Raw genomic sequence first — 24,765 nt, 5'->3', positions numbered from 1 at the left:
CCTTCTGAGTACAGACAGGTACCGGCGCCGGTGCGCCTGCGTCAGGTCTTCCCGCGGTCTCGGACACGTGCACCGCCGGACCGGGCCGGCCCATCCGCCGCTCGGACACGTAATCCGTTCCGGCATCTGATCCACCGATCACGGCCGGACCTGCAACCGATCTGACATGTGCCAACCGTTCCCGCGCTGCCCGGAATGCTCGACCCACGCGGTTCCGAGCGTCGGTTCCGCGTGGTCTCGCGTGAACGAGCGCGGTGTCGTCGCTCCGGTCGCAAGCAGTTGCAGGCGGTGTTGTCGATCCGCTCCTGCACGCGGCCCTGTCACGCCCGCGCCGAGCGACAGCTCAGGCTCCGCTGATCACCCACGGGAAGGCGTGCGCGGTCGATCGTGCGCCCTGTGCCGACTTCGAGGCGTTCCGCTCGCCGAGGCGCGAGGTGAGATCCTCACCCAGCTCGACGATGCGTCCGAACCGCTCAGGGGTGAGCCACTCCGGTTTCGTCGCGAAGAGGATGTCCTCGCTCGAGGTGTTCCCCGAGGCCCCGGGCGCGAACGGGCATCCGCCGAGGCCGCCGAGCGCACCGTCGACCGAGGTTGCCCCCGCCCCGATCGCCGCGAGGGTGTTCGCCACGCCCAGACCCCACGTGTCGTGACCGTGGAACACGACGCCCGCATCCGGCCGCAGACGCGCGGACTCCGCCACGAGGTGTGCCACCTGGGCCGGATCGGCCTGCCCGAGGGTGTCGGCGATGACCGTCTCGCTGCACCGGGCCGCGCGCGGGTCGGCGACGAGCGCGAGCGTCCGCTGCGGGTCGACCGGCCCGTCGAACGGGCACGTGAACGACGTCGCGAGACACAGCTGGAGCTCGGCCCCGGCCTCGGCGGCGATGTCGAGCGCACGGGGGAGCGCTTCCATGGACGCCTCGGTCGAGCGCCCGATGTTCGCCTCGTTGTGCGCATCGGACACCGAGAGGCAGTACTGCAGACGGGTCACCCCGGCGGCGACCGCGCGCTCGACATGGCGCGGTGTCGCCACCCACAGCCAGCAGCTCTCCAGCTCCTCCGGCGTGAGCTCGGCGACGACCTCGAGCGTGTTCGCCATCGGCGGCACGAGATCCGGCCGCGCGAGCGAACCGATCTCGAGTTCGGGCACCCCGAGAGCGAGGAGCTCACGGATGAGCTCGACCTTGCTCGCGGTGTCGAGCACTCCGCCGGTGAGCTGCAGTCCGTCGCGCAGCGTGACGTCCCGCAGTCGAGCGGTCGCCCGCGGACCGGATCCGGTGGGGGTGTCGTCGATCATCGTCGTCCTCCCTCGGTCCCGGATGCGCTCCGTGCCCCGCCGACCTCGTCGTCGGCCTCACCACCGCCCAGGATCGTCTCGATGGTCCCCGCTTCGACTCCGGCGGCCTCGAGGACCTCGCGCGTATGCTCCCCGAGGTCGGGGCCGAGGTGGTCGATGTCGACCGAGGCCCCGCCGATCACCGGCGTGATACCCGGGAAAGCCACGTCGGTGAGCACCCCGTCGCCGGTGTCGACGTCGAAGTGCTGGAGCATGTTGCGCGCCCGGTACTGCTCGTCGTCGAGGATGTCCACGGCGGTGTAGATCGGACCTGCCGGGACTCCGGCCCTGTCGAGTGCGGCGAGCGCCTCGTCGACGGTGTGCTCCGCGGCCCATGCGCCGATCGCGGCGTCGAGCTCGTCCCGGCGCGCCCAGCGCTGCGCGTTCGACTGCAGGTCCGGGTCGGCGGCGAGGTCCGGCCGGCCGATGACCTCCATGTACCGGCGGAAGATCCCGTCGCCGTTGCCGGCGATGACGATCGACTTCCCCTCCGCGCACACGTACGCGTTCGACGGCGCGATCCCCTCGGTCCGGCCGCCGGTCCGTGTCCGCAGCCGACCGAAGGCGGAGTAGTCGGGCACGAGCGATTCCATGACGGAGAACATCGCTTCGTTGAGCGCGACGTCGACCGTGCGCGGGGGAGCCGCCGCTCCGGACTCCCCGGTGCCGGAGAGCTCGCCGGTGCCCGGACGCACGCCGGTGCCGCGACCCGCTTCGCTCTCCGCCGTCCCCGAATCCTCGGCCCCGGCCGCCTCGGCCGCCTCGCTCCCGGCCGCCTCCGCGCGTCGGCGCTCGCGCTCGAACAGCATCATGCACGCGCCGAACGCCGCCTGCATGCCGGCGATCGAGTCCCCGATCGACACCCCGACGCGCGTCGGCGGCCGGTCCGGGTCGCCGACGAGCTCGCGGAACCCGCCGTAGGCCTCGGCGACGGCGGCGAACCCCGGCCGGGCCGAGAGCGGACCGGTCTGGCCGAACGCGGAGACCCGCACGAGGACGAGCTCAGGGTTGAGCGCGTCGAGCACCTCCGGGCCCAGGCCCCACTTCTCGAGGGTGCCCGGACGGAAGTTCTCGAGCACGACGTCGGACTGTGCGACGAGCGCCTTGACCGCCGCGAGGCCGGCGGGGGAGCGGAGGTCGAGCGCGACCGACTTCTTGTTCCGGTTGATCGTCCGGTAGAGCAGCGAGGTCGTGCCCTGCTGGAGCCGCCAGTTGCGGAGCTCGTCGCCGGTGCCGGGCCGCTCGATCTTGACGACCTCGGCGCCGAAGTCGGCGAGCATGCGCCCGGCGGTGGGCGCGGCGATGTAGTTGCCGAGCTCGAGCACCCGCACTCCGGCGAGCGGCAGATGTGAGCGATCGGTCATGGAACCTCCCGGGACCAGCGATGGCGACGCATCCGGCAGGGGAGCGTCGACGGCGACGAAGAACGGTACCGGCAGTGTGGCACAGCGGCCGCGACGGCACCGGGCCGTCTCATCCCGCGAGGCGCCGGCGCACGCCCGGCCCGGGAGCCCGCGCACGCCCGGCCCGGCGGGCCCGCGGTGATACAGTCCCAAGTGATCGCCTGTGCCGATCGCCCCCGTCTCTAGAGGAGAGTCCTTCATGCCCCTGCGGATGTCGTCCCTGTTCGTGCGCACCCTCAAGGAAGATCCGGTCGACGCCGAGGTCGCCAGCCACAAGCTCCTCCACCGCGCCGGATACATCCGCCGGGCGGCCCCGGGCATCTACACCTGGCTCCCGCTCGGTCTCACCGTGCTGCGCCGGGTCGAGGAGATCGTCCGCGAGGAGATGAACGCCGCAGGCTCCCAGGAGGTCCACTTCCCGGCCCTGCTGCCCGCCGAGCCCTACCAGGCGACGGGCCGCTGGGTCGACTACGGCGACGACATGTTCCGTCTCCAGGACCGCCGGAAGAACGACTACATCCTCGCGCCCACCCACGAAGAGGTCTTCACCCTTCTCGTCAAGGACCTGTACTCCTCGTACAAGGACCTCCCGCTCTCGATCTACCAGATCCAGACGAAGTACCGCGACGAGGCCCGCCCGCGGGCCGGAGTGCTCCGCGGCCGCGAGTTCATCATGAAGGACGCCTACTCCTTCGACATCGACGACGAGGGGCTGTCCGCCTCGTACGAGACCATGCGCCGGGCCTACATCCGGATCTTCGACCGGCTCGGCCTCGAGTACATCACCGTCAAGGCCACCGCGGGAGCGATGGGCGGATCCGAGACCGAGGAGTTCCTCCACCCCTCCGAGGTCGGCGAGGACACCTTCGTCCGCTCGCCGGGCGGATACACCGCGAACGTCGAGGCCGTCACCACCCTGACCCCCGAGCCGCTCGACTTCGCCGACGTGCCGGCGGCCCACGTCGAGGACACCCCCGACACCCCGACGATCGCCACGCTCGTCGCCGCCGCGAACGAGCAGCACCCGCGCGCGGACCGCGAGTGGACCGCCGCCGACACCCTGAAGAACGTCGTCGTCGCGATCACCCACCCGGACGGCGAGCGGGAGATCGTCGTCATCGGGCTGCCCGGCGACCGCGAGGTCGACCTCGACCGCGCGGCCGGCTCGGGCGCGCTCGGCGCCGGCGAGATCGAGGTCGAGCCCGCCACCGAGGCCGACCTCGCCGCCCACCCGGGTCTCGTCCGCGGTTACATCGGCCCCGGCAACAGCATCGACGCCCCCGTCCTCGGGCTCGAGGGCTCGACCGGCATCAAGTACCTCCTCGATCCGCGGGTGGCCCAGGGATCCCGCTGGATCACCGGCTCCAACGAGCACGGCCGCCACGTCTTCGACCTCGTCCACGGCCGCGACTTCACCGCCGACGGCACGGTCGAGGCCGCCGAGGTCCGCACCGGCGACCCCGCACCCGACGGCTCGGGTCCGCTCGAGCTCGCGCGCGGGGTGGAGATCGGTCAGATCTTCCAGCTCGGCCGGCGGTACGCCGAGGCGCTCGGCCTCACCGTCCTCGACGAGAACGGCAAGCGGGCCGTCGTCACCATGGGCTCCTACGGAATCGGCGTCACCCGGGTCATGGCCTGCATCGCCGAGGGCAACCACGACGAGCGCGGCCTCATCTGGCCCCAGCACCTCGCCCCCGCCGACGTCCACGTCGTCGCCACCGGCAAGGGAGACGAGATCCTCGCGAAGGCCGAGGAGATCACCGCCGACCTCGAGGCCGCCGGCGTGCGGGTGCTCATCGACGATCGCCCCAAGACCTCCCCGGGCGTGAAGTTCGGCGATGCCGAGCTGCTCGGCGTGCCCACCGTCCTCGTCGTGGGACGCGGACTGGCCGACGGCACCGTCGAGCTCCGCGACCGCCGCACCGGGGAGAGCCGCGATCTCCCGGTCGCCGAAGCCGTGGCGGAGACCACGCGCTTCGTCGACGAGCAGTACGCCGCGCTCGGAGCGCAGCGCACCGGCCGGTGACCGAGGCCGCCGTCTCCCTGCCGGTCGTCCTCCTGGCGCTCTTCGCCGCCGGGCTGGTCGCCGGCTGGGTCGACGCGGTGGTCGGCGGCGGCGGGCTCATCCAGCTCCCGGCGCTCCTCCTCGTCCCCGGGATCACCCCGCTCGCCGCGGTCGCGACGAACAAGGTCGGGTCGATCGCCGGCACGGCGGTGTCGGCGACGACCTACATGCGGCGCATCCCGCCCGACCTCTCGGCGGTGATCCCCGCCGCGGTCTGCGCCTTCCTCGGGGCGGTGGGCGGCGCGATGCTCGCCGCCTCGGTGCCGGAGGCGCTCTTCACCCCGATCATCCTCGCCGCCCTCGTCCTCGTCGCGATCTTCACGCTCCTCAAGCCGAGCCTCGGCGCCGAGGCCGCCCTGCGGTACCCCGAGCGGAGCCGCCGGTACCATGCGTACTCCTGGCTCATCGGCGGGATCGTCGGCATCTACGACGGGGTGCTCGGTCCGGGAACCGGATCGTTCCTCGTCATCGCCTTCGTCTCGCTCATCGGGCTGAGCTTCCTCCGCGCCTCGGCGCAGGCGAAGATCATCAACTTCGCGACGAACGTCGGCGCGCTCGCGTACTTCATCCCGCAGGGCCACGTCGTCTGGGAGTACGGACTCGCGCTCGCCGCGGGCAACGTGCTCGGCGGATGGATCGGGTCGCGCACCGCGCTCCGGCGGGGCAGCGGATTCGTGCGGATCGTGTTCCTCGTCGTCGTCGGCGCGCTCATCGTCCGGCTCGGCTGGGACTTCGTCAGCGGCCTCCGCTGACAGCGGACACCCAAGGCCTCCGCTGACGGCGGACCTCGGTGGCCTCAGCCGAGGCGCTTGAGCGAGTGGGCGTCGACGCCCTGCACGCCGATCCCGCACAGCGCCCGGCACACCCACAGCGATCGCGCGGCGTCGCCGAAGGCCTTCTCGTTGCCCCCGTAGGCCGAGCGCAGGTACCAGAACATGTTCTCGACCTCGCGCGCCACCGCGGCCCCGATGCCGTAGGCGGGGTCGATCTCCGCATGGGTGCACAGTCGCGTCGCGAAGTCGTGGAGCCACCGGGCCTGCGCCTCGGGCGTCGGACCCGGCAGCTCGAACAGGCGGTTCCACAGGACCGGCGCGACCATGTAGGCCGTCGGTCCGCTCAACGGCTGCGGATCGATCGCCTTCCACGTCGCGACCCCGCGGTGATCGGGGTTCCCGGCGAGGATGTTGTAGTAGTGGAGGTCGGCGTGGATGAGCCACGACTCGTCCGAGCGGGCGAGCGTCTCGATCCACGCGCGGGCGGAGTCGAGGATGTACCTGTCCGCCGGGGTGAATGCGGGGAAGTCGCCGGCGAGCGCGACATCGGCGGGGAACTTCTCGAGCCAGCCGGCCGCGATGTCCTGGACCCGCACGAAGCCCGGCCCGGCGGGGACCTTGAGGGAGCGGGCGAGCTGGCCCCAGATCGGGGCGACGGACTCGAGCGGCTCCGCCGACAGGTTCACCGAGGTGCGCAGCCGCTCCTGCAGCGTCGCCCGGAACGAGGAGTCCTCGCTGATGACGCGGACCGCCCCGTGCCCGCCCCAGGCCTGGAGCGCGTGGAGCACCTGGGTGTGGACGAGCGGATTGTCGGTGTTCGGCCACGCGAACCGCAGCACCGCGCGGTACCGCTCCTGCGTGAGGACGGGGATGACGAGGCTCTCCGCACCCGCCCACGGGGCCGAGGGGATCGGGTCGGCGGTGAGCTTCCACCGGTCGAGGAGCTCGAAGACCATGTGGTCGAGCGCATCCGCCCACGCCTGTGCGCGCGGCGCCCCGATGATCTCCGCGGCGGAGTTGAACAGCACCTCGGGGATCTGCATCACGCGTCGCCTTCCGCGTTCGGGGAGGCCGTTGCGGCATCGCGGATCGCGTAGCGGAGCAGCTGCCGCTCGCCGGTCCGGGCACGGGCCTCGCCGGTGAACCACAGCTGGGCGGCGGCGAGGAACGCCGCGCCCGGGGTGTCGAACAGGCCGAGCACGGCCCCCCGGCGGATCCCGCCGCTGCCGCCGATGGGCGCGAGCTCGCCGCGCTCGCCGACCACGGCGGGCAGTCCCTCGGCGAAGCGCTCGACGGCGGCGGCCGTGCCGTCGGCGAAGTCGAAGGAGACCGGCGTCGGGGTCGCGGTCGGGGTGACGAGCTCGGTCGGCGGCGCCCAGACGGGGCCGACGGCGGCGCGGAGCTCGTCGAGCTCGGCGGAGCCGGCGGCAGGGGGTTCGGTCGCTGAGAGGATGCGGGCGACGTCGTTGCGGAGGGAGTCGAGTGCGTCCGGTTCGGGCACCGCGGGCGGGACGTCGAGCCGCAGTCCGCAGCCGCTGAGCACGAGGCTCGTCCCGACCACTCCCAGCCCGAGCACGGCGCGTCGGCTGGGCAGACGGGCGGGAGAGGGGTGCATGGGCCCAATCGTACCGTGGACTACCCTGGGGGAGACGAGCAGCAGTGCAGACGAGGAGGCCGGAGATGGCGCACGACGAGCAGACCGTTCTCGACCGGATCACCGAGCCGCTCGCGGCCGCCGGGTTCGTCGTCGAGGAGGTCCGAGCGGTGGCGGCCGGCCGCCACCGGACGCTCACCGTGATGATCGATCTGCCCGACGACACCGCCGACCCGGTGTCCCTCGAGCACATCGCGCAGGCCACCCGCGTCGTCTCCGAGGCGATCGACCCGCTGCCGCTGTTCAACGACCATCCCTACGACCTCCAGGTGACCTCGCCGGGCGCCACCCGCGCGCTCTCCGAGCCCCGCCACTTCCGCCGGGTGCGCGGCCGCACGATCGCGGTGCGCACGGCGGAGGGGACGGTGCGCGGCGAGCTCGTCGCCGTCGACGAGGCGCAGATCACCCTGACCGAGGAGAAGACCGGCGAGCAGGCGGAGATCCCGGTCTCCGGGATCGAGCACGCCGAGGTCGTGCTCCGCTTCCGCTGAGAAGCCCTCCGGGTCTGCTGGGAGCTCCCCGGGGGCACCCGGCACTCTGCCCGTCCTCCCTTGCCGGTCGACTAAGGTGGGGTACTCGAACGCACACCGCCGACATGTGAACAGCCGGGCACCACCGCAGCTGTCTGATCGAAGGACTGATCATGGACATTGACCTCAGCGCCCTGCGCCTCGTCGAGCGCGAGAAGGAGATCCCCTTCGACACGCTCGTGGAGCTCATCGAGCGGGCCCTGCTCAACGCCTACCTCAAGACCGAGGGGTCGTACCCCGACGCCCGCGCCGAGCTCGACACGAAGACCGGCGCCGTGGTGATCTGGGCGGTCGAGTTCGACAACGACGACAATCCCATCGGCGAATTCGACGACACCCCCGACGGATTCGGCCGGATCGCGGCGATGGCCGCGCGGAACATCATCCACCAGCAGCTGCGCGACGTCGAGGACGAGTCCGTGCTCGGGTCGTTCCGCGACCGCGAGGGCGAGATCGTGTCCGGCATCATCCAGCAGGGCCGCGACGAGCGGATGATCCAGATCGACCTCGGCGAGGTCGAGGCCGTGCTGCCCCCGCACGAGCAGGTCCCGGGGGAGGAGTACACGCACGGCAACCGGCTGCGGGTCTTCGTCACCGACGTCCACAAGAGCCTCAAGGGACCGTCGATCACCGTGTCGCGGTCGCACCCGAACCTCGTCCGCAAGCTCTTCGCGCACGAGTCCCCGGAGATCGCCGACGGCACCGTCGAGATCGTCGCGCTCGCCCGTGAGGCGGGCCACCGGACGAAGATGGCGGTGCGCGCCACCGTGCCCGGCGTCAACGCCAAGGGCTCGTGCATCGGGGAGCTCGGATCGCGCGTGCGCTCCGTCATGGCCGAGCTCGGCCAGGAGAAGATCGACATCGTCGATCACAGCGACGACCCGGCGAAGTTCGTGGCGAACGCGCTGTCCCCGGCCCGGGCGACCGCGGTCGAGGTGCTCGACCCGAAGCTCAAGGTCGCCCGCGCCACCGTGCCCGCCGACCAGCTCTCGCTGGCGATCGGCAAGGAGGGGCAGAACGCGCGCCTCGCCGCCAAGCTCACCGGCTGGAAGATCGATATCGTCGCGGCCGAGTGACCGGCCGGACGATCGGCGTCCGGCCGGTGATGTAGACTGGAGGGCGTGCCTCACGCAGTCGATCCCACCCGGATGTGCATTGCGTGCAGACGACGCGGACCGCAGTCCTCCCTCCTCCACCTCGGTGTCGTCGAGGGGGATCCGCCGCGGGCCGTCGTCGACACCGGCCGCAGGCTCCCCGGACGGGGCGCCTGGATCCATCCCACGGTGGACTGCTGGCAGGCGGCACTGCGGAAGAATGCATTCGCCCGGGCGTTCCGCCGGTCTCGACTCGAGGCCCCGGAGATCCCGAGCCGGATCCACCATTCGACAGAAGAGCGGGTACACCGAAATGGAAACCAAGCAGTGAGTGCTCAGAAATGACACCCCACACTGACGGTCGTGAGCAGTGAAATGAGCACTGCGACCCGGTAATGAGGTTCCTCCCTGTCCGGGAAGGAACCCGGACAGGAGAGAAGTGGCAAAGCCCCGTGTCCATGAGCTCGCGAAGGAGCTCGGCACAACCAGTAAGGACGTCCTGGAGAAGCTGCAGAACATGGGCGAGTTCGTCCGTTCTGCGTCCTCCACCGTCGAAGCCCCCGTCGTCCGCAAGCTCAAGGAAGCGTACGGCGATCAGGCCGGCGGCGATTCCGCGAAGCCCGCGGCGAAGAAGACCACCGCACAGAAGCCCGCCGGTCGCGGCGCTCCCAAGCCCGGTGCCCCGGCTCCCACGCCCGACCCGGCAGCCGCGAAGAAGGCGAAGCCCGCCGCACCCGTACCCGCGCCTCGGCCGACCGCGAGGCTCCTCGGCCGACCGGCGCCAAGCCGGCCCCCAAGCCCGGTGCCGCGGCCCCGAAGCCGCGCGGCGGCGCACGCCCCGGCAACAACCCGTTCGCACCCTCGCAGGGGATGCCCAAGCCCGGCGGCAAGCGCGGCGGCGCACGCCCCGGCAACAACCCGTTCGCACCCTCGCAGGGGATGCCCAAGCCGGGTGCGAAGCCCGGCCCCAAGCCCTCCGTCGCGGGTGCCCCGCGTCCGGGCGGACCCAAGCCCGGTGCGCGTCCCGGTGCCAAGCCGGGCCCCCGCCCCGGTGCTCCGCGCCCGAACCCGGGTCTGCTCAAGAACTCCGCGCTCGCCACGCCCGCGCCCTCGCGCGGCGGCGGTCGCGGCGGTCCGGGCGGCCCCGGCGGCGGACCCGGCGGTCCTCCGCGCGGCGGCGGACGTCCGGGCGGTCCGCGCGGCTCCGGTCGGGGTCGCGGCGGCACGCAGGGCGCCTTCGGGCGCGGCGGCGGCCGGACCAAGGGCCGGAAGTCGAAGCGCGCGAAGCGTCAGGAGCTCGAGCAGATGCAGGCGCCGTCGGTCGGCGGCGTCACCGTCCCGCGCGGCGACGGCAGCACCCCGCTGCGCCTGCGCCGCGGCTCCTCGCTCGCCGACTTCGCCGAGAAGATCAACACCGATCCGACCAACCTCGTGACGGTGCTGTTCCACCTCGGTGAGATGGCGACGATCACCCAGTCGCTCGACGAGGACACCTTCCAGGTGCTCGGCGAGGAGCTCGGCTACAAGATCCAGATCGTGTCCCCCGAGGACGAGGACCGCGAGCTCCTCGAGAGCTTCGACATCGACCTCGAGGCCGAGGAGGAGGCCGAGGACGACGACGAGAAGCAGGCGCGCCCGCCGGTCGTCACCGTCATGGGCCACGTCGACCACGGCAAGACGCGGCTGCTCGATGCGATCCGCTCGGCGAACGTCGCCTCGAAGGAGGCCGGCGGCATCACCCAGCACATCGGCGCCTACCAGGTCGGTGTGGAGCACGACGGGTCGGAGCGCCGCATCACGTTCCTCGACACCCCGGGCCACGAGGCGTTCACCGCCATGCGTGCCCGCGGCGCCAAGGCGACCGACGTCGCGATCCTCGTGGTCGCTGCCGACGACGGAGTGATGCCGCAGACCATCGAGGCCCTCAACCACGCCCAGGCGGCCGACGTGCCGATCGTGGTCGCGGTGAACAAGGTCGACAAGGACGGGGCGAACCCGGCCAAGGTCATGCAGCAGCTCACCGAGTACAACCTCGTCTCCGAGGAGTACGGCGGCGACACGATGTTCGTGCCGGTGTCCGCGCTCAAGGGCAACGGCATCGAGGATCTCCTCGAGGCCGTCCTTCTCACCACCGACGCCGCGCTCGACCTCCGGGCCAACCCGGACAAGTCCGCGCGCGGCATCGCGATCGAGGCGAAGCTCGACAAGGGCCGCGGCGCGGTCGCGACGGTGCTCGTCGAGTCCGGCACCCTGCGCCAGGGCGACGCGATCGTGTGCGGCACCGCCTACGGTCGCGTGCGTGCGATGTTCGACGAGAACGGCGCACCGGTCGACGAGGCCGGACCGTCCCGTCCCGTCCAGGTGCTCGGCCTGTCGAGCGTGCCCCGCGCCGGCGACACCTTCCTGTCGACCGACGACGACCGCACCGCCCGGCAGATCGCGGAGAAGCGCGATGCCATCGAGCGCAATGCCGCTCAGGCCCGCGGTCGCAAGCGGATCAGCCTCGAGGACTTCACCAAGGCGCTCGAGGAGGGCAAGGTCGACATGCTCAACCTCATCCTCAAGGGCGACGTGTCCGGTGCCGTCGAGGCGCTCGAGGACTCGTTGCTCAAGATCGATGTGGGCGACGAGGTCGATCTCCGGATCATCCACCGCGGCGTCGGTGCGATCACCGAGAACGACATCAACCTCGCGACCGTCGACAACGCGATCGTCATCGGCTTCAACGTGCGTCCCGAGGCCAAGGCCCGCGACGCCGCCGACCGCGAGGGCGTGGACGTGCGCTACTACTCGGTGATCTACGACGCGATCGACGACATCGAGAACTCGCTCAAGGGCATGCTCAAGCCGACCTTCGAGGAGGTGCACACCGGTTCGGCGGAGATCCGCGAGATCTTCCGCTCGTCGAAGTTCGGCAACATCGCCGGTTCCATCGTCCGCGACGGCGTCATCAAGCGGAACTCCACCGCTCGGGTCACGCGCGACGGCGTGGTGGTCGGGGACAACCTCGCCATCGAGTCGCTGCGTCGGTTCAAGGACGATGCCACCGAGGTCCGCGAGGGCTACGAGTGCGGTATCGGACTCGGCAAGTTCAACGACATCCGCGAAGGCGATCTCATCGAGACCTTCGAGATGCAGGAGAAGCCGCGCGACTGAGTCGCACCGGCTCCACCCGATCCGCGCACGGACCGCACGCCGGTCCGTGCGCGGATCCTTCACCGAAAGGAGCACCCATGGCCGATCCCACACGCGCCCGGAAGATCGCCGACCGGATCCAGGTGATCGTCGCCCGGACCCTCGAGAAGCGGGTCAAGGATCCGCGCCTCGGCTTCGTCACCGTCACCGATGTGCGGGTGACCGGCGATCTGCAGCACGCGACCGTGTTCTACACGGTGTACGGCGACGACGACCAGCTCGCCTCGACGCAGGCGGCGCTCGACTCCGCGAAGGGGATGATCCGCTCGGAGGTCGGCAAGGGCCTGCAGATCCGTCTCACCCCGACGCTCGAGTTCGTCGCCGACCAGGTGCCCGCCGCTGCGGCCGAGCTCGACGATCTGCTCGCCAAGGCCGCGGCCCACGACGCCGAGGTCGCCCGGCTCGCCGCACAGGCGAAGCCTGCCGGTGACGCCGACCCGTACCGCAGGCCCAAGGCCGAGGACGACGAGGGCGAGCAGACCGCAGGGTCCTGATCACAGGCCGCGGCCGGCTCCGCACGCCGCTCCGGTCCCGTCCCCCGATCCCGCACCGGATCGGGGGACGCGTGCGTTCCGCCTCGTCAGCCGGGGTGCGATCGATGTCACGGAAACGAGGTGTCGTTATCGTTTTGTCATCATCGGAATCCCCGCTACACTCGGTGGAGATCACGGAACGATTACAACTTTGTTAAGGGACAGTCGAATTGGGTAAGCACTCTGATCCGAAGCCTTCCTGGGGCGCAAACGCGCGGACGCTCGTCCGTGACATCTCCGCCATGGGACGGAAGTCTTCCGGGCGTCACAGCGCCGAACCGAACACCGCGACCGGCGTTCTCAAGACCGTCAAGCGTCGGCCGATGGTCGCCGCGATCGCGCTGCCGGCCGCCGCGACCACCGCGATCGTCGCCTCCTCCTTCGCCTTCGCGCCGGACGAGAACGCCGGCGTCGTCAAGGCCGAGAACCAGGCCACCGCCCCGCCCGCCGAGGCGCCCGAGGAGACCCCCGCGGTCGACGAGGCCGCCGAGCAGGAGCACTGGGACAAGGCCGCCGAGGAGTACTTCGAGTCCCTCAAGGACGACCCGAACTACACGTCGGAAGCGAAGACCGAGGCGAAGCTCCCCACCCCGGAGCCCGAGCCGACCCCCTCGGAGTCGAAATCGAAGTCGAAGGAGCGCACGGAGTCGAGCTCGCGCTCGAGCGACCGCTCCGGTGAGACCGCCTCGGGCTCCTCGAAGGAGTCCTCCGACGAGTCGTCGTCCGGCTCCTCGAAGGAGTCCTCCGACGAGTCGTCGTCCGGCTCCTCGTCCGAGGGCGTGTCGAACTCGCCTTGCTCGGTGTTGTCCTCGATCGAGTCCGGCCTCACCGCCAATGCGAAGAAGGGCTACCGTGCGGTCTGCGCGGCCTTCCCGGAGGTCAAGTCCTACGGCGGCCGCCGCAACGACCCGGGCTCGGACCACCACTCCGGCAAGGCCGTCGACGTGATGATCACCGGCTCGACCGGCGACCGCATCACCGAATACCTCATCGCGAACAAGTCCGAGCTCAACATCAAGTACGTGATCTTCGAGCAGAAGATCTTTGCCTCCTACACCGGCTGGAAGGGGCGCCCGATGTCGGATCGCGGCTCCGCCACGGCCAATCACTACGACCACGTGCACATCTCCTTCCAGTGATGTCCTCCGGCCCCCACCCGGGCCGGACCCGCACGGCGGCGGAACCGCTGCGCTGATACCCTCGGCGCAGCGGTTCTCCTATTCACGGCGGGCGCGATCTCCCCAGCGACAGGACGGTCATGGACCCGAACACCGGCATGCTCATCATCGACAAGCCCCAGGGCATCACCAGCCACGGGGTGGTCTCGCGGGTGCGCAAGTGGTTCGGCACGCGCAAGGTCGGGCACGCCGGCACGCTCGACCCCATGGCCACCGGGGTCCTCGTCCTCGGCCTCGGCCGCGGGACCAAGCTGCTGACGTACCTCGTCGGAGCCCACAAGACCTACACTGCGACGATCCGGCTCGGCAGCTCGACGCCCACCGACGACGCCGACTCCGCGCCGGACGCCTTCGCCGCGCCGGCCGCGCTCGCCGCCCTCACCGCGGAGCGGATCGGCGCCGGCGCCGCGGAGCTCACCGGCGACATCGAGCAGGTCCCGAGCGAGGTCTCGGCGATCAAGGTCGACGGCCGCCGGTCCTACGCCCGGGTGCGGGCCGGTGAGGACGTCGAGCTGCGCGCGCGTCCGGTGACGGTGTCTGCCTTCGACGTCCATGCCGTCCGACCGGGGGAGGAGCACTGGGACGTCGACGTCGAGGTGACCTGCTCCTCGGGGACGTACATCCGTGCCCTCGCCCGTGACCTCGGCCGCGCGCTCGACGTCCACGGCCACCTCACCGCGCTGCGGCGCACCCGGGTCGGGGCGTTCGGCCTCGCCGATGCCATCGCGCTGCCCGAGGACCCCGCGACCGCTTCCGCGCCCGAGCTCCTCCCGCTCGCTGCGGTGGCCGCGCGCGTCCTGCCGGTCGCCGCGCTCACCCCGAACGAGGCGACCGCGCTCATGCAGGGGAAGTTCGTCGACCTGCCCGAGGCGCCCCCGGCGCCGGGCGGGCGCTGGGCCGGGATCGCCGACGGCGAGCTCATCGCGATCCTCGAGCGGCGCGGCGGCCGGTACAAGTCCGCGACCGGGATCGCGATCCCCGGTCCGGGCGCCAGGTGATTCCCCAGGACCACCGATCTCTACAACCTATTTCGGGCGTTTATCTCGGTTACAACTGATTGTGGTTGTGGGTGTCCGCGCCGTCTGCTTGACTGGGTGCATGTTCGTCCTCACGATCGACCAGCGCCGATCGCGCAGCACGCCTGACGCCGTCCCCGGCCTGCTCGCCGCGCTCGACGACCTCGAGGCGGCGATCCCGTTCGCCCGCACCGTCGGTGACGAGATCCAGGGGGTCCTCACCTCGCCGGAAGTCGTCGTCGACGCGGTGCTCCGCGCCGCGCACCCGGACCGGTGGTCGATCGGCATCGGGCTGGGAGGGGTGGAGAGCCCACTGCCCGCGCACAGCCGTGATGCACGGGGCGATGCCTTCGTCCGCGCTCGACAGGCCGTCGAGGAGGCGAAGGAAGCGCTGACCCCGCTCGCTCTCCGGGGAGAGCCCGCACCGTCGGACGCGCCGATCACCGCTGCGGACGCGCAGACGGCACTCCGGCTGCTCGTCCGACTCATCGGCGCGTGCACCGAGGTCCAATGGACGGTGATCTCAGCCGCGCTCGCCGACCCCGCGCTCACCCAGCGCGCCCTCGCTGATCGCCTCGATGTGAGCCAGCAGTTCGTCTCGAAGACCCTGCGGGTCGGCGCCGCCGACCTCATCGCCGACGCCGTGGCGCTCTGCACCCGACTGCTCGCCGCCGTTCACGAACCCGGGGAGTCCGATCATGGGTGAGATCCTCGTCATCTGCGCGGCAGCCCTCGCCGCGGCCGTGCTCGGCTGGCCGGTCACCTCGGGGATCCTGAATCTGGCTGCACGGGCCGACGCGCCCACAGGCGGGGAGCCCGCACGCGGGGAAGCGGAAGCCGCACGTGGGGAAGCGGATCACGACAACGGAACCGCTGCGTCGATCGACGATTCCGGCCTGCTGAGCGGGGGACTGTGGATCGGGATCCTCGAGCGCGCGGGATCGCGGCAGGGCATCCGGCGATCCTCGCCGCCGTCATCGCCGTCAAGGGCCTCGGACGCTTCCCCGAGCTCACGTCGAGCCGGACTGCCGGCGAGCGGTTCATCATCGGCTCTTTCGCCTCGCTGCTCGTCGCCTCCGGCATCGGAGTCCTCGCCCGGATGCTGCGGCTGTGATGCGATACCCTGAACCGGGTATTCGCGCAGGAAGGACGGATGTGGAAGTTTTCTGGGAGCTCGACCGGATCCCCGAGGAGTTCGGACCCACGGCGGTGACCCTGGGCAACTTCGACGGGGTGCACCGCGGGCACCGAGCGGTGCTCGGAGAGCTCGCAACCCTCGCCCGTGCCCGCGCGCTCACGTCGCTGGCGGTGACCTTCGACCCGCACCCGCAGACCGTGCACCGGCCCGACACCCCCGCCGCCCTCATCGGGGCGCTCACCGATCGTCTCGCGCGGATGTCCGAGACCGGCGTCGACGCCGTGCTCGTCCAGCGCTACAGCCTCGACTTCGCCTCCCGGACCCCCGAGGAGTTCGTCCGCGACTACCTCGTCGGCGGCCTCGGCGCGCGCCTCGTCGCCGTCGGCCGGGACGTCCGGTTCGGCCGGGACAACGCCGGGAGCATCGACACGCTCCGCGAGCTCTCCCTCACCTACGGCTTCGAGGTCGTCGTCATCGACGACGTCGGCACCGACGGCCGGTTCTCCTCGACCGAGGTGCGCCGGCTGCTCCGCGCCGGGGACGTCCGCGCGGCCGGCGACATGCTCGGCAGTCCGCACATCGTCAGCGGCACCGTCGTCCACGGCGACGCCCGGGGCCGCGAGATGGGGTTCCCCACCGCGAACCTGTCGCCGGATGCCACCGGCCTCGTGCCCGCCGACGGCGTGTACGCCGGATGGGCGTTCTTCGACGCCGACCCCGAGCGCTATCCCGCTGCGATCTCGATCGGCACCAATCCCACCTTCGACGGCGCCGAGCGCCGGGTCGAGGCGCACATCGTCGACGTCGCGTTCCCCGATCTCGACGTGTACGGCTCGGGGATGACGCTCGAGTTCGTCGACCGGATCCGCGGGCAGGTGACCTTCGACGGGATGGACGCCCTCATCGCGCAGATGCACCGCGACATCGACGACGTCCGCGCCGTGCTAGGCTTGTGAACGCCGTTTTCTCAGCCGGCCGCGGTTCCACAGTGCTCGTCGACACCAGGTCCGGGCGCCGCGCAACGACCAGAAGGAGACATCCATGGCTCTCGATCCCAAGATCAAGCAGGACATCATCAAGGAATACGCGACCCACGAGGGCGACACGGGTTCCCCCGAGGTCCAGGTCGCAGTGCTCACCCGGCGGATCAAGGATCTGACCGAGCACTTCAAGGAGCACAAGCACGACCACCACTCGCGTCGCGGTCTGCTCCTGCTCGTCGGCCAGCGCCGCCGTCTGCTCGGCTACCTGCAGAAGGTCGACATCGAGCGCTACCGCGCGCTCATCGCCCGCCTCGGCCTGCGCCGCTGAGCACCGCGGCCGCTGCGGCCGCGCCGAACCACCCGAACCCGCTGAGGAATCAGCGGGTTCGGTGCATTCAGGGCTCTCCCGGACTCCCGGGGCGCCCGGCGGTGCGGCCCGCTCGGTTCCGCGGCGCCCCCTTGCTAGACTGGAAGGCGTCAGACCCGCCGGAACGGCTTCGCCGGTGATCGGTAGTGACCTCCGCAGCATGACGAATGCGTGGGTCTCGATCGATGACCGGGCCGGATCAGGCGCGCACACGGGTGCGCGCACAGCGGCGGTCACCCCGAGCGCAGCGTCGCTTCGACGCGCGCACTACGAACGGAGCTCACTTGGGCCTCAATCCCGAATCAGCAGTCGCACACATCGACAACGGGCGCTTCGGCTCCCACACCGTCCGGTTCGAGACCGGACGCCTCGCGCAGCAGGCCGCCGGCACCGCCGTCGCCTACCTCGACGACGAGACCATGCTCATGTCGGCCACCGCGGCCGGCAAGTCCCCGAAGGAGCACTTCGACTTCTTCCCGCTCACCGTCGACGTCGAGGAGCGGATGTACGCTGCGGGCCGCATCCCCGGCTCGTTCTTCCGCCGGGAGGGCCGCCCGTCGACCGACGCGATCCTCACCTGCCGCCTCATCGACCGCCCGCTGCGCCCCTCCTTCGTCAAGGGGCTGCGCAACGAGGTGCAGATCGTCGTCACCGTGATGTCGATCCACCCCGACCACATCTACGACACCCTCGCCATCAACGCCGCGTCGATGTCGACCCAGCTCTCCGGTCTGCCGTTCTCCGGCCCGATCGGCGGCGTGCGCGTGGCGCTCATCGAGGACCAGTGGGTGGCCTTCCCCAACCACTCGCAGCTCCAGGACGCGACGTTCGACATGGCCGTCGCGGGCCGCGTGGTCGGCGACGACGTCGCGATCATGATGGTCGAGGCCGAGGCCTCGGTGAACGCCTGGGACCTCATCCAGGGCGGCGCCACCGCTCCTACCGAGGAGATCGTGGCCGACGGCCTCGAGGCCGCCAAGCCGCACATCCGTGAGCTCGTCCGCGCGCAGCAGGAGCTCGCCGACAAGGCCGCGAAGCCCACCGTCGAGTTCCCGGTGTTCCGCGAGTACGAGGACGACGTCTACGCCGATGTCGAGAAACTCGCCTTCGACCAGCAGACGAAGAACTTCCAGATCGCGGACAAGCAGGAGCGCGAGGCCGCCGGCGACGCCCTCCTCGATTCGCTCTTCGCAGAGCTCGGCGAGAAGTACGCCGGGCGCGAGAAGGAGATCGCCGGAGCGCTCAACGCCCTGACGAAGAAGGTCGTGCGCCGCCGCATCCTCACCGAGCAGGTGCGTATCGACGGCCGCGGGCTCAAGGACATCCGTCCGCTCACCGCCGAGGTCGGCGTGCTCCCGCGCGTCCACGGCTCGGCCCTGTTCGAGCGCGGCGAGACCCAGATCCTCGGCGTCACCACGCTCAACATGCTCAAGCTCGAGCAGCAGATCGACTCGCTGTCGCCGGTGACCCGCAAGCGCTACATCCACCACTACAACTTCCCGCCGTACTCCACCGGTGAGACCGGTCGCGTCGGCAGCCCCAAGCGCCGCGAGATCGGCCACGGCGCGCTCGCCGAGCGGGCCCTCGTGCCGGTGCTGCCCTCGCGCGAGGAGTTCCCCTACGCGATCCGCCAGGTCTCCGAGGCGCTCGGCTCCAACGGCTCGACCTCGATGGGCTCGGTCTGCGCGTCGACGCTGGCGATGCTCGACGCGGGCGTGCCGCTGCGCGCACCCGTCGCCGGCATCGCGATGGGCCTCGTGTCCGACGTCATCGACACCGACAGCGGTCCGCAGACGGCCTACGCCGCCCTCACCGACATCCTCGGTGCCGAGGACGCCTTCGGCGACATGGACTTCAAGGTCGCCGGCACCTCGGACTTCATCACCGCGATCCAGCTCGACACCAAGCTCGACGGCCTTCCCGCCGCCGTGCTCGCCGCCGCGCTCAAGCAGGCGAAGGAGGCGCGGACGGTCATCCTCGACGTGCTGACCTCCGCGATCGACGGCCCGGCCGAGATGGCGCCGACCGCACCGCGCATCATCTCCGTGCGGATCCCGGTCGACAAGATCGGCGAGGTCATCGGCCCCAAGGGCAAGATGATCAACCAGATCCAGGAGGACACCGGCGCCGAGATCAGCATCGAGGACGACGGTACCGTGCTCATCGGCGCGACCGACGGCCCGGCTGCCGACGCCGCGCGGTCGGCGATCAATGCGATCGCCAACCCGCAGGTCCCCGAGGTCGGCGAGCGCTACCTCGGCACCGTGGTCAAGTGCATGTCGTTCGGCGCCTTCGTGTCGCTGAGCCCCGGGCGCGACGGACTGCTCCACATCTCGGAGCTGCGCAAGCTCAACGACGGCAAGCGCGTCGAGGACGTCGAGGACGTCGTCTCCGTCGGTCAGAAGATCCAGGTGGAGATCACCAAGGTCGACGACCGCGGCAAGCTCTCGCTCGTCCCCGTCACCGACGAGGACGACTCCGAGGCCGGCCAGGACGAGGAGTAAGCACCCGGTTTGACCACCGAACAGCTCCTGGGGGAGGGCAGCAGCGTCTACCGCTCTGTCCTCCCCAGCGGTATCCGCGTGATCTCCGAGACCATGCCGGGCCTCGAATCCGAGACCGTCGGCATCTGGGTCGACTCCGGATCGCGCGACGAGGCGCCGGAGGCGGCCGGGTCGACGCACTTCCTCGAGCACATGCTCTTCAAGGGCACTCCGGGGCGGTCGGCCCGGCAGATCGCCGAGGCGTTCGACCGCACCGGCGGGGGGAGCAACGCGGTGACCGCGAAGGAGTACACGTGCTACTTCTCCCGCTGCCTCGTCGACGACGTCCCGGAGATCACCGCGCTCCTGTGGGACATGGTGCTGACCTCGACGATCGATGCGGCGGAGTTCGAGCGCGAGCGCGGGGTCATCCTCGAGGAGCTCGCGATGAGCGCCGACGACCCCGCCGAAGTGCTCTACGACGCCTTCGACGAGCACGTCTACCCCGACCACCCGCTCGGGCGGCCGGTGGGGGCGCGCAAGGAGCAGATCCGGGCGCTGCCGCACCGGACGCTCCTCGACCACTATGCGCACGACTACGTCGGGCCCCGGCTCGTGTTCGCCGCCGCCGGCGGGGCCGCGCACGAGCGGCTCGTCGAGCTCGTCGCCCGGGCGACCGCGACGCTGCCCGACCTCGGCGGCGGCGCGCCGACCGGTCTGCGCCCGGTGCGCACCGCTCCGGATTTCACCGCCGGCGTGCGCTCGGTCGTCCGGGAGACCGAGCAGCAGGGGATCATCCTCGGGATGCCCGGCCTGCCCGAGGCCCACGACGACCGGTTCGTCATGACCGTGCTCTACTCGCTGCTCGGCGGCGGCATGTCCTCCCGCCTGTTCCAGGAGATCCGCGAGGACCGGGGCCTCGCCTACAGCGTCCACTGCATCGCGAGCACCCATGCGGATTCCGGGCAGTTCGGGATCTATGCCGGGACCTCGCCGGCCGCGGCCCAGGAGGTCGTCGACCTCAGCGTCGCGGAGCTCGAACGGCTCGCCTCCGAGGTGCCGAGCGAGGCCGAGGTCGAGGCGATCGTGTCGCAGGTGGCGGGATCCACCGTGCTCGGTCTCGAGAGCTCGGCGGCGCGGATGAACCGCCTGGCGCGCGCCGAGCTCTACGGCCGCGAGCTCCAGTCGCCGTCCGACCTCATCGACCGCGTCCGGGCGGTCACCCCCGAACAGGTCACCGCGCTGGCGCATCGGCTGGCCGCGGGACCGCGCGCGCTCGTGACCTGCGGGCCGAACCCGGATCTCACCCTGCGGACGTGAGGCCGCGCTCTCGGAATACTGGGAGGCCCGATCTCGTTGTCGGTGGCAGAACCCTTCGATAGGGTCGAGAATGCATGGCGGCAGATCGCCGCACCCCAGTCGGACCGGAGCCCGTCGCGGCATCCGTCCATAGAGGAGGAAACACATGGTTGAGCAGTACTCGCTCCCGGAACTGCCCTACGACTACGCTGCGCTCGAGCCGCACATCTCGGCGAAGATCATGGAGCTGCACCACGACAAGCACCATGCCACCTACGTCAAGGGTGCGAACACCGCCCTCGAGCAGATGGCCGAGGCCCGTGAGAAGGGCGACTTCGGCACCATCGGCAAGCTCTCGAAGGACCTCTCCTTCAACCTCGGCGGCCACGTCAACCACTCGATCTTCTGGAACAACATGTCCCCGGACGGCGGCGACAAGCCCACCGGCGAGCTCGCCGCGGCGATCGACGACCAGTTCGGCGGGTTCGACGGCTTCCAGGGCCAGTTCACCGGCGTCGCCACCTCGATCCAGGGCTCCGGCTGGGCCATCCTCGGCTGGGACACGCTCGGTCAGCGCCTCACCATCGAGCAGCTCTACGATCAGCAGGGCAACGTCCAGGTCGGCTACATCCCGCTGCTCCAGCTCGACATGTGGGAGCACGCGTTCTACCTCGACTACCAGAACGTCAAGCCCGACTACGTCAAGGCGTGGTGGAACATCGTCAACTGGGAGGACGTGCAGGGTCGCTTCGAGCGTGCACGCACCCAGACCCCGGGTCTGCTGTTCGGCAAGTGAGCCGACGCGCCTGAGCGCTGACGCATGATCTGCGGACCCGGTCGTCACGACCGGGTCCGCAGTCGTCTGCGCCCGCGCCGACGGTAGGATGGACCGCCGGGAGGACAAGAATTCATGAATGACATCAGGGTCGCCGTCATCGGCGCACAGGGACGCATGGGCTCGAACGCCGTGCAGGCGATCGAGGAGGCCGCGGGTCTCGAGCTCGTCGCCGCGCTCGGCAGCTCCGACCCGCTGGAGCAGGTGCTCGACGCGCGGCCGGACGTCGTCGTCGAGCTCACCGTGCCGAAGTCCACCGAGGACAACGTGCGCTTCCTCGTCGAGCACGACATCGACACCGTGGTCGGGACCACCGGGTGGGACGCCGAGCGCCTCGGCAGGCTCGAGGAGCTGCTCGCCGGACATCCGGACACCGCGGTGCTCATCGCCCCGAACTTCTCGATCGGCGCCGTGCTCGCGATGCACTTCGCCGAGATCGCGGCGAAGTACTTCGACTCCGCGGAGGTCGTGGAGATCCACCATCCGCGCAAGCTCGATGCGCCCTCGGGCACCGCCGTCCACACCGCCCAGCGGATCGCCGAGGCGCGGCGGGCAGCGGGCCTGCCCCCGGTGCCCGACGCCACCGAATCCGACCCCCACGGGGCGCGCGGCGCCGTCATCGACGGGATCCATGTCCATGCCGTGCGGCAGCTCGGGATGAACGCGAGCGAGGAGATCCATTTCGGCACCACCGGTGAGGCCCTCACCGTCCGCACGGACACCTTCTCGACGACCGCCTTCATGCCCGGCATCCTCACCGCGGTGCGTGCGATCGGCTCCCGCTCCGGACTCAGCGTCGGCCTCGAGAACTACCTCACCCTCTGATGCCCGCCGCGAAGATCGGGGCGTTCGTCGTCGCGGCGCTGCTCGCCCTGTACCTCGCCTTCACCGTGCAGCGCGGCTGGATCATGATCACCGACGACAGCACCGTCGCGAAGGCGCTCGGCGTCGCCCTGCTCGCCCTGCCGATCGTCGGCGCTTGGGCGCTCATCGCCGAGCTGCTGTTCGGCTCCAGGATGCAGCGCCTCGGGAAGATCCTCGAGGCCGAGGGCGGCCTGCCGGAGGACACCCTGCCCCGCGCGCCGGGCGGCCGGATCGTCCGCGAGGCGGCGGATGCGGAGTTCGCGAAGTACCGCGCGGAGGTCGAATCCGCGCCCGCGGACTGGCGCAGCTGGTTCCGCCTGTCGTGCGCCTACGACGCCGCCGGCGACCGCAAGCGGGCGCGCCGGTCCATGCGGAAGGCGATCGCCCTCGAGCGCGGCCGCTGACCGGACGCTCCCTCAGCCCGCGGCGTCGGGCCGCTGGACCTGGTCGCGGAGCACGGTCTTCTGGATCTTGCCGATCCCCGAGCGCGGGAAGGTGTCGAGGATCTCCACGCCCTTGGGATGCTTGTAGTTCGCCAGCCGGTCGGCGAGGTACTCCCTCACGGACGCGAGGTCAGGCGGGTTGTCCGGGTCCTTGGGGACGATGCAGGCGACGGGCACCTCGCCCCACTTCTCGTCGGGCCTGCCGACGATGCTCACCTCGGACACCTGCGGGTGCCAGGTGAGCGCGTTCTCGATCTCGGCGCAGTAGATGTTCTCGCCGCCGGAGATGATCATGTCCTTGAGCCGGTCGACGACGTAGATGAACCCTTCGGCGTCCCGGCGCACGAGGTCGCCGGAGTGGAACCAGCCGCCGTGGAACGCCTCGGCGGTGGCCTTCTCGTTGTTCCAGTACCGGTCCATGACGCACGGGCCCCGGTAGACGATCTCGCCGACCTCGTCGACGCCGACGTCGTTCATCTCCGGGTCGACCACCCGGATCGAGGTGTCGTCCATGGGCTTGCCCACGGAGCCGATCTTCCGTAGGGAGTCCTCGAACTCGAGGCCGACGCCGTAGCCGGTCGTCTCGGTCTGTCCGAACGAGGCCTTGACCTCGGCCCCGGGCATCGAGTCCTTCATCCGCTCGAGGAGCTTCTCCCTCGCCGGCGCGCCGCCCCAGTTGACGTGGGTGATCGCCAGCCCGTCGCCGCCGGAGCGCTCGATCTCCGCGCACAGGAGCTGCCACTGCTGGGGCACCATGAATGCCGCCGTCACCGCGAACCGCTTCATCGTCGCGAGCGTCTCGCCCGCGTCGAACCCCGCGCTCGGCACGACGAGCGCGGTGCCGCCCCCGGCGAGCGCACCGTGGCAACCGAGGAAGGTCCCGATGTGGAACAGGGGAGGGGCGAGCATGACGACGCCCCGTCCGCTCCGGATGCCCCACCGGTTCGCCACCTGGGTCGAGCACGCGAAGATGTTCGAGTGCGAGATCACCGCGCCCTTGGGATTGCCGGTGGTGCCCGAGGTGTGCATGATCGCGAAGTCGTCGTCCGCCGCGGGGACCACGAGATCGGTCGCCGCGAGCTCCGCGCGGTCCGGGTCCGTGAGATCGAGGAGATCGACCGCGTCGCAGTCGACGATCTGCGGCTCGGCCGCCGCCTGGTCGACGGCGCGGGCGCTGAGCTCGGCGACCTGGGACTCGACGAACAGCATCGTCGGGGTGACGTTGTCGACGATGAAGGCGACCTCGCCGGCGGTGAGCCAGAAGTTGATGGGGACGATGATCGCCCCGATCGCGGAGGCGGCCTGGGTGAGGACGAGGAACTCGGGACGATTGGTCAGCAGGACCGCCACGCGGTCCCCGCGGCCCACCCCGCGCGCCCGCAGATCGGCCGCCGCGCGGCGGATCTGCGCCGCGAACTGCTCCCACGTGATGTCCTCTCCGCGGAAGCTCATGGCGATGGCGTCGGGCACCTCATGGGCATGTCGGAAGATCTTGGCGACCACCGATACGGAGCGGCTGAATGCGAGGGCTGCCTGGTCTGCGGATGTCATCGTCGACGTCTCTCCTTAATGGTCA

Annotated in this window: 22 protein-coding genes and 1 pseudogene; 18 read left to right on the top strand and 5 right to left on the bottom strand. The window is 70.7% G+C overall.

The window, feature by feature from the left end; genetic code table 11:
* Positions 1–343 precede the first annotated feature (343 nt).
* Both C1A17_RS05860 and C1A17_RS05855 read right to left on the bottom strand, forming a co-directional pair.
* The gene (locus C1A17_RS05860; protein WP_101651746.1) at positions 344–1,297 is read right to left on the bottom strand and encodes a beta/alpha barrel domain-containing protein; all 954 of its coding nucleotides are present in this window, start codon (positions 1,295–1,297) and stop codon (positions 344–346) included.
* Positions 1,294–2,700, bottom strand: coding sequence for a CaiB/BaiF CoA transferase family protein (locus C1A17_RS05855; RefSeq protein ID WP_101651745.1), 1,407 nt, complete (start codon positions 2,698–2,700; stop codon positions 1,294–1,296). Before C1A17_RS05855 ends, C1A17_RS05860 begins: the two co-directional genes overlap by 4 nt.
* A gap of 238 nt (positions 2,701–2,938) precedes the next feature.
* On the opposite strand from C1A17_RS05855, the gene C1A17_RS05850 reads away from it, so the two are divergent.
* The gene (locus tag C1A17_RS05850) at positions 2,939–4,765 is read left to right on the top strand and encodes a proline--tRNA ligase (protein WP_101651744.1); all 1,827 of its coding nucleotides are present in this window, start codon (positions 2,939–2,941) and stop codon (positions 4,763–4,765) included.
* Positions 4,762–5,556: a TSUP family transporter gene (locus C1A17_RS05845; RefSeq protein WP_101651743.1), complete on the top strand. Its 795-nt coding sequence runs from the start codon at positions 4,762–4,764 to the stop codon at positions 5,554–5,556. Before C1A17_RS05850 ends, C1A17_RS05845 begins: the two co-directional genes overlap by 4 nt.
* Before the next feature lie 44 nt (positions 5,557–5,600).
* On the opposite strand, the gene C1A17_RS05840 is transcribed toward C1A17_RS05845, so the two are convergent.
* The gene (locus C1A17_RS05840) at positions 5,601–6,620 is read right to left on the bottom strand and encodes an aminoglycoside phosphotransferase family protein (protein WP_101651742.1); all 1,020 of its coding nucleotides are present in this window, start codon (positions 6,618–6,620) and stop codon (positions 5,601–5,603) included.
* Positions 6,620–7,192, bottom strand: coding sequence for a hypothetical protein (locus C1A17_RS05835; RefSeq protein ID WP_146000586.1), 573 nt, complete (start codon positions 7,190–7,192; stop codon positions 6,620–6,622). The genes C1A17_RS05840 and C1A17_RS05835 overlap by 1 nt, the downstream gene beginning before the upstream one ends.
* A 65-nt stretch (positions 7,193–7,257) precedes the next feature.
* Here C1A17_RS05835 and C1A17_RS05830 point away from each other — a divergent pair, with 65 nt between their 5' ends.
* From C1A17_RS05830 to C1A17_RS05755, 16 genes and pseudogenes are all read left to right on the top strand, one after another.
* Positions 7,258–7,722: a ribosome maturation factor RimP gene (locus tag C1A17_RS05830; RefSeq protein WP_101651740.1), complete on the top strand. Its 465-nt coding sequence runs from the start codon at positions 7,258–7,260 to the stop codon at positions 7,720–7,722.
* Between the two features lie 152 nt (positions 7,723–7,874).
* A complete protein-coding gene (gene nusA / locus C1A17_RS05825) occupies positions 7,875–8,837 on the top strand; it encodes a transcription termination factor NusA (RefSeq protein WP_101651739.1) in 963 nt (320 codons plus the stop codon).
* A gap of 72 nt (positions 8,838–8,909) precedes the next feature.
* Positions 8,910–9,200: a YlxR family protein gene (locus C1A17_RS14810; RefSeq protein WP_101651738.1), complete on the top strand. Its 291-nt coding sequence runs from the start codon at positions 8,910–8,912 to the stop codon at positions 9,198–9,200.
* A 94-nt stretch (positions 9,201–9,294) separates the two neighbouring features.
* Positions 9,295–12,011, top strand: a pseudogene (infB, locus tag C1A17_RS05815) (translation initiation factor IF-2).
* A 77-nt stretch (positions 12,012–12,088) separates the two neighbouring features.
* The gene (rbfA, locus tag C1A17_RS05810; RefSeq protein ID WP_101651737.1) at positions 12,089–12,544 is read left to right on the top strand and encodes a 30S ribosome-binding factor RbfA; all 456 of its coding nucleotides are present in this window, start codon (positions 12,089–12,091) and stop codon (positions 12,542–12,544) included.
* 281 nt (positions 12,545–12,825) lie between these two features.
* Positions 12,826–13,722 carry a VldE C-terminal domain-containing protein gene (locus C1A17_RS05805; RefSeq protein WP_245873515.1) on the top strand — a complete coding sequence of 299 codons (897 nt, stop codon included), beginning with the start codon at positions 12,826–12,828 and terminating at the stop codon, positions 13,720–13,722.
* Positions 13,723–13,841: 119 nt separating this feature from the next.
* Positions 13,842–14,759, top strand: a complete 918-nt coding sequence (gene truB, locus C1A17_RS05800; RefSeq protein ID WP_101651733.1) for a tRNA pseudouridine(55) synthase TruB — start codon at positions 13,842–13,844, stop codon at positions 14,757–14,759.
* Between the two features lie 100 nt (positions 14,760–14,859).
* Entirely contained in the window at positions 14,860–15,483 is a 624-nt protein-coding gene (locus C1A17_RS05795) for a hypothetical protein (RefSeq protein ID WP_101651731.1), read from the top strand.
* A 207-nt stretch (positions 15,484–15,690) separates the two neighbouring features.
* Positions 15,691–15,891: a hypothetical protein gene (locus tag C1A17_RS05790; RefSeq protein WP_101651729.1), complete on the top strand. Its 201-nt coding sequence runs from the start codon at positions 15,691–15,693 to the stop codon at positions 15,889–15,891.
* Positions 15,892–15,932: 41 nt separating this feature from the next.
* Entirely contained in the window at positions 15,933–16,871 is a 939-nt protein-coding gene (locus tag C1A17_RS05785) for a bifunctional riboflavin kinase/FAD synthetase (protein WP_101651727.1), read from the top strand.
* 85 nt (positions 16,872–16,956) lie between these two features.
* A complete protein-coding gene (gene rpsO / locus C1A17_RS05780) occupies positions 16,957–17,226 on the top strand; it encodes a 30S ribosomal protein S15 (RefSeq protein ID WP_101651725.1) in 270 nt (89 codons plus the stop codon).
* Between the two features lie 323 nt (positions 17,227–17,549).
* On the top strand, positions 17,550–19,769 hold the full coding sequence (locus C1A17_RS05775) for a polyribonucleotide nucleotidyltransferase (protein WP_101651723.1): 2,220 nt from the start codon (positions 17,550–17,552) through the stop codon (positions 19,767–19,769).
* Between the two features lie 9 nt (positions 19,770–19,778).
* A complete protein-coding gene (locus tag C1A17_RS05770; RefSeq protein ID WP_245873513.1) occupies positions 19,779–21,068 on the top strand; it encodes a M16 family metallopeptidase in 1,290 nt (429 codons plus the stop codon).
* A 145-nt stretch (positions 21,069–21,213) separates the two neighbouring features.
* The gene (locus C1A17_RS05765; RefSeq protein ID WP_101651722.1) at positions 21,214–21,843 is read left to right on the top strand and encodes a superoxide dismutase; all 630 of its coding nucleotides are present in this window, start codon (positions 21,214–21,216) and stop codon (positions 21,841–21,843) included.
* A 114-nt stretch (positions 21,844–21,957) separates the two neighbouring features.
* Positions 21,958–22,707 carry a 4-hydroxy-tetrahydrodipicolinate reductase gene (gene dapB / locus C1A17_RS05760; protein ID WP_101651720.1) on the top strand — a complete coding sequence of 250 codons (750 nt, stop codon included), beginning with the start codon at positions 21,958–21,960 and terminating at the stop codon, positions 22,705–22,707.
* Complete coding sequence (locus C1A17_RS05755; protein WP_101651718.1) at positions 22,707–23,150, top strand: hypothetical protein; 444 nt, start codon at positions 22,707–22,709, stop codon at positions 23,148–23,150. Before dapB ends, C1A17_RS05755 begins: the two co-directional genes overlap by 1 nt.
* 12 nt (positions 23,151–23,162) lie before the next feature.
* On the opposite strand, the gene C1A17_RS05750 is transcribed toward C1A17_RS05755, so the two are convergent.
* The gene (locus tag C1A17_RS05750; RefSeq protein ID WP_101651716.1) at positions 23,163–24,740 is read right to left on the bottom strand and encodes an AMP-binding protein; all 1,578 of its coding nucleotides are present in this window, start codon (positions 24,738–24,740) and stop codon (positions 23,163–23,165) included.
* Between the last annotated feature and the right edge of the window lie 25 nt (positions 24,741–24,765).

This window comes from Brevibacterium ihuae (genome assembly GCF_900184225.1).
GTDB lineage: Bacteria > Actinomycetota > Actinomycetes > Actinomycetales > Brevibacteriaceae > Brevibacterium > Brevibacterium ihuae.
This window is presented reverse-complemented; position numbering and strand designations above follow the sequence as displayed.

What these genes read in the sequence shown, in the direction of transcription:
- C1A17_RS05860 (WP_101651746.1), bottom strand. Translation starts at nt 1,297, where the DNA reads ATGATCGACGACACCCCCACCGGATCCGGTCCGCGGGCGACCGCTCGA.
- C1A17_RS05855 (WP_101651745.1), bottom strand. Translation starts at nt 2,700, where the DNA reads ATGACCGATCGCTCACATCTGCCGCTCGCCGGAGTGCGGGTGCTCGAG.
- C1A17_RS05850 (WP_101651744.1), top strand. Translation starts at nt 2,939, where the DNA reads ATGCCCCTGCGGATGTCGTCCCTGTTCGTGCGCACCCTCAAGGAAGAT.
- C1A17_RS05840 (WP_101651742.1), bottom strand. Translation starts at nt 6,620, where the DNA reads ATGCAGATCCCCGAGGTGCTGTTCAACTCCGCCGCGGAGATCATCGGG.
- C1A17_RS05835 (WP_146000586.1), bottom strand. Translation starts at nt 7,192, where the DNA reads ATGCACCCCTCTCCCGCCCGTCTGCCCAGCCGACGCGCCGTGCTCGGG.
- C1A17_RS05830 (WP_101651740.1), top strand. Translation starts at nt 7,258, where the DNA reads ATGGCGCACGACGAGCAGACCGTTCTCGACCGGATCACCGAGCCGCTC.
- nusA (WP_101651739.1), top strand. Translation starts at nt 7,875, where the DNA reads ATGGACATTGACCTCAGCGCCCTGCGCCTCGTCGAGCGCGAGAAGGAG.
- C1A17_RS14810 (WP_101651738.1), top strand. Translation starts at nt 8,910, where the DNA reads ATGTGCATTGCGTGCAGACGACGCGGACCGCAGTCCTCCCTCCTCCAC.
- rbfA (WP_101651737.1), top strand. Translation starts at nt 12,089, where the DNA reads ATGGCCGATCCCACACGCGCCCGGAAGATCGCCGACCGGATCCAGGTG.
- C1A17_RS05805 (WP_245873515.1), top strand. Translation starts at nt 12,826, where the DNA reads ATGGGACGGAAGTCTTCCGGGCGTCACAGCGCCGAACCGAACACCGCG.
- truB (WP_101651733.1), top strand. Translation starts at nt 13,842, where the DNA reads ATGGACCCGAACACCGGCATGCTCATCATCGACAAGCCCCAGGGCATC.
- C1A17_RS05795 (WP_101651731.1), top strand. Translation starts at nt 14,860, where the DNA reads ATGTTCGTCCTCACGATCGACCAGCGCCGATCGCGCAGCACGCCTGAC.
- rpsO (WP_101651725.1), top strand. Translation starts at nt 16,957, where the DNA reads ATGGCTCTCGATCCCAAGATCAAGCAGGACATCATCAAGGAATACGCG.
- C1A17_RS05765 (WP_101651722.1), top strand. Translation starts at nt 21,214, where the DNA reads ATGGTTGAGCAGTACTCGCTCCCGGAACTGCCCTACGACTACGCTGCG.
- dapB (WP_101651720.1), top strand. Translation starts at nt 21,958, where the DNA reads ATGAATGACATCAGGGTCGCCGTCATCGGCGCACAGGGACGCATGGGC.
- C1A17_RS05755 (WP_101651718.1), top strand. Translation starts at nt 22,707, where the DNA reads ATGCCCGCCGCGAAGATCGGGGCGTTCGTCGTCGCGGCGCTGCTCGCC.
- C1A17_RS05750 (WP_101651716.1), bottom strand. Translation starts at nt 24,740, where the DNA reads ATGACATCCGCAGACCAGGCAGCCCTCGCATTCAGCCGCTCCGTATCG.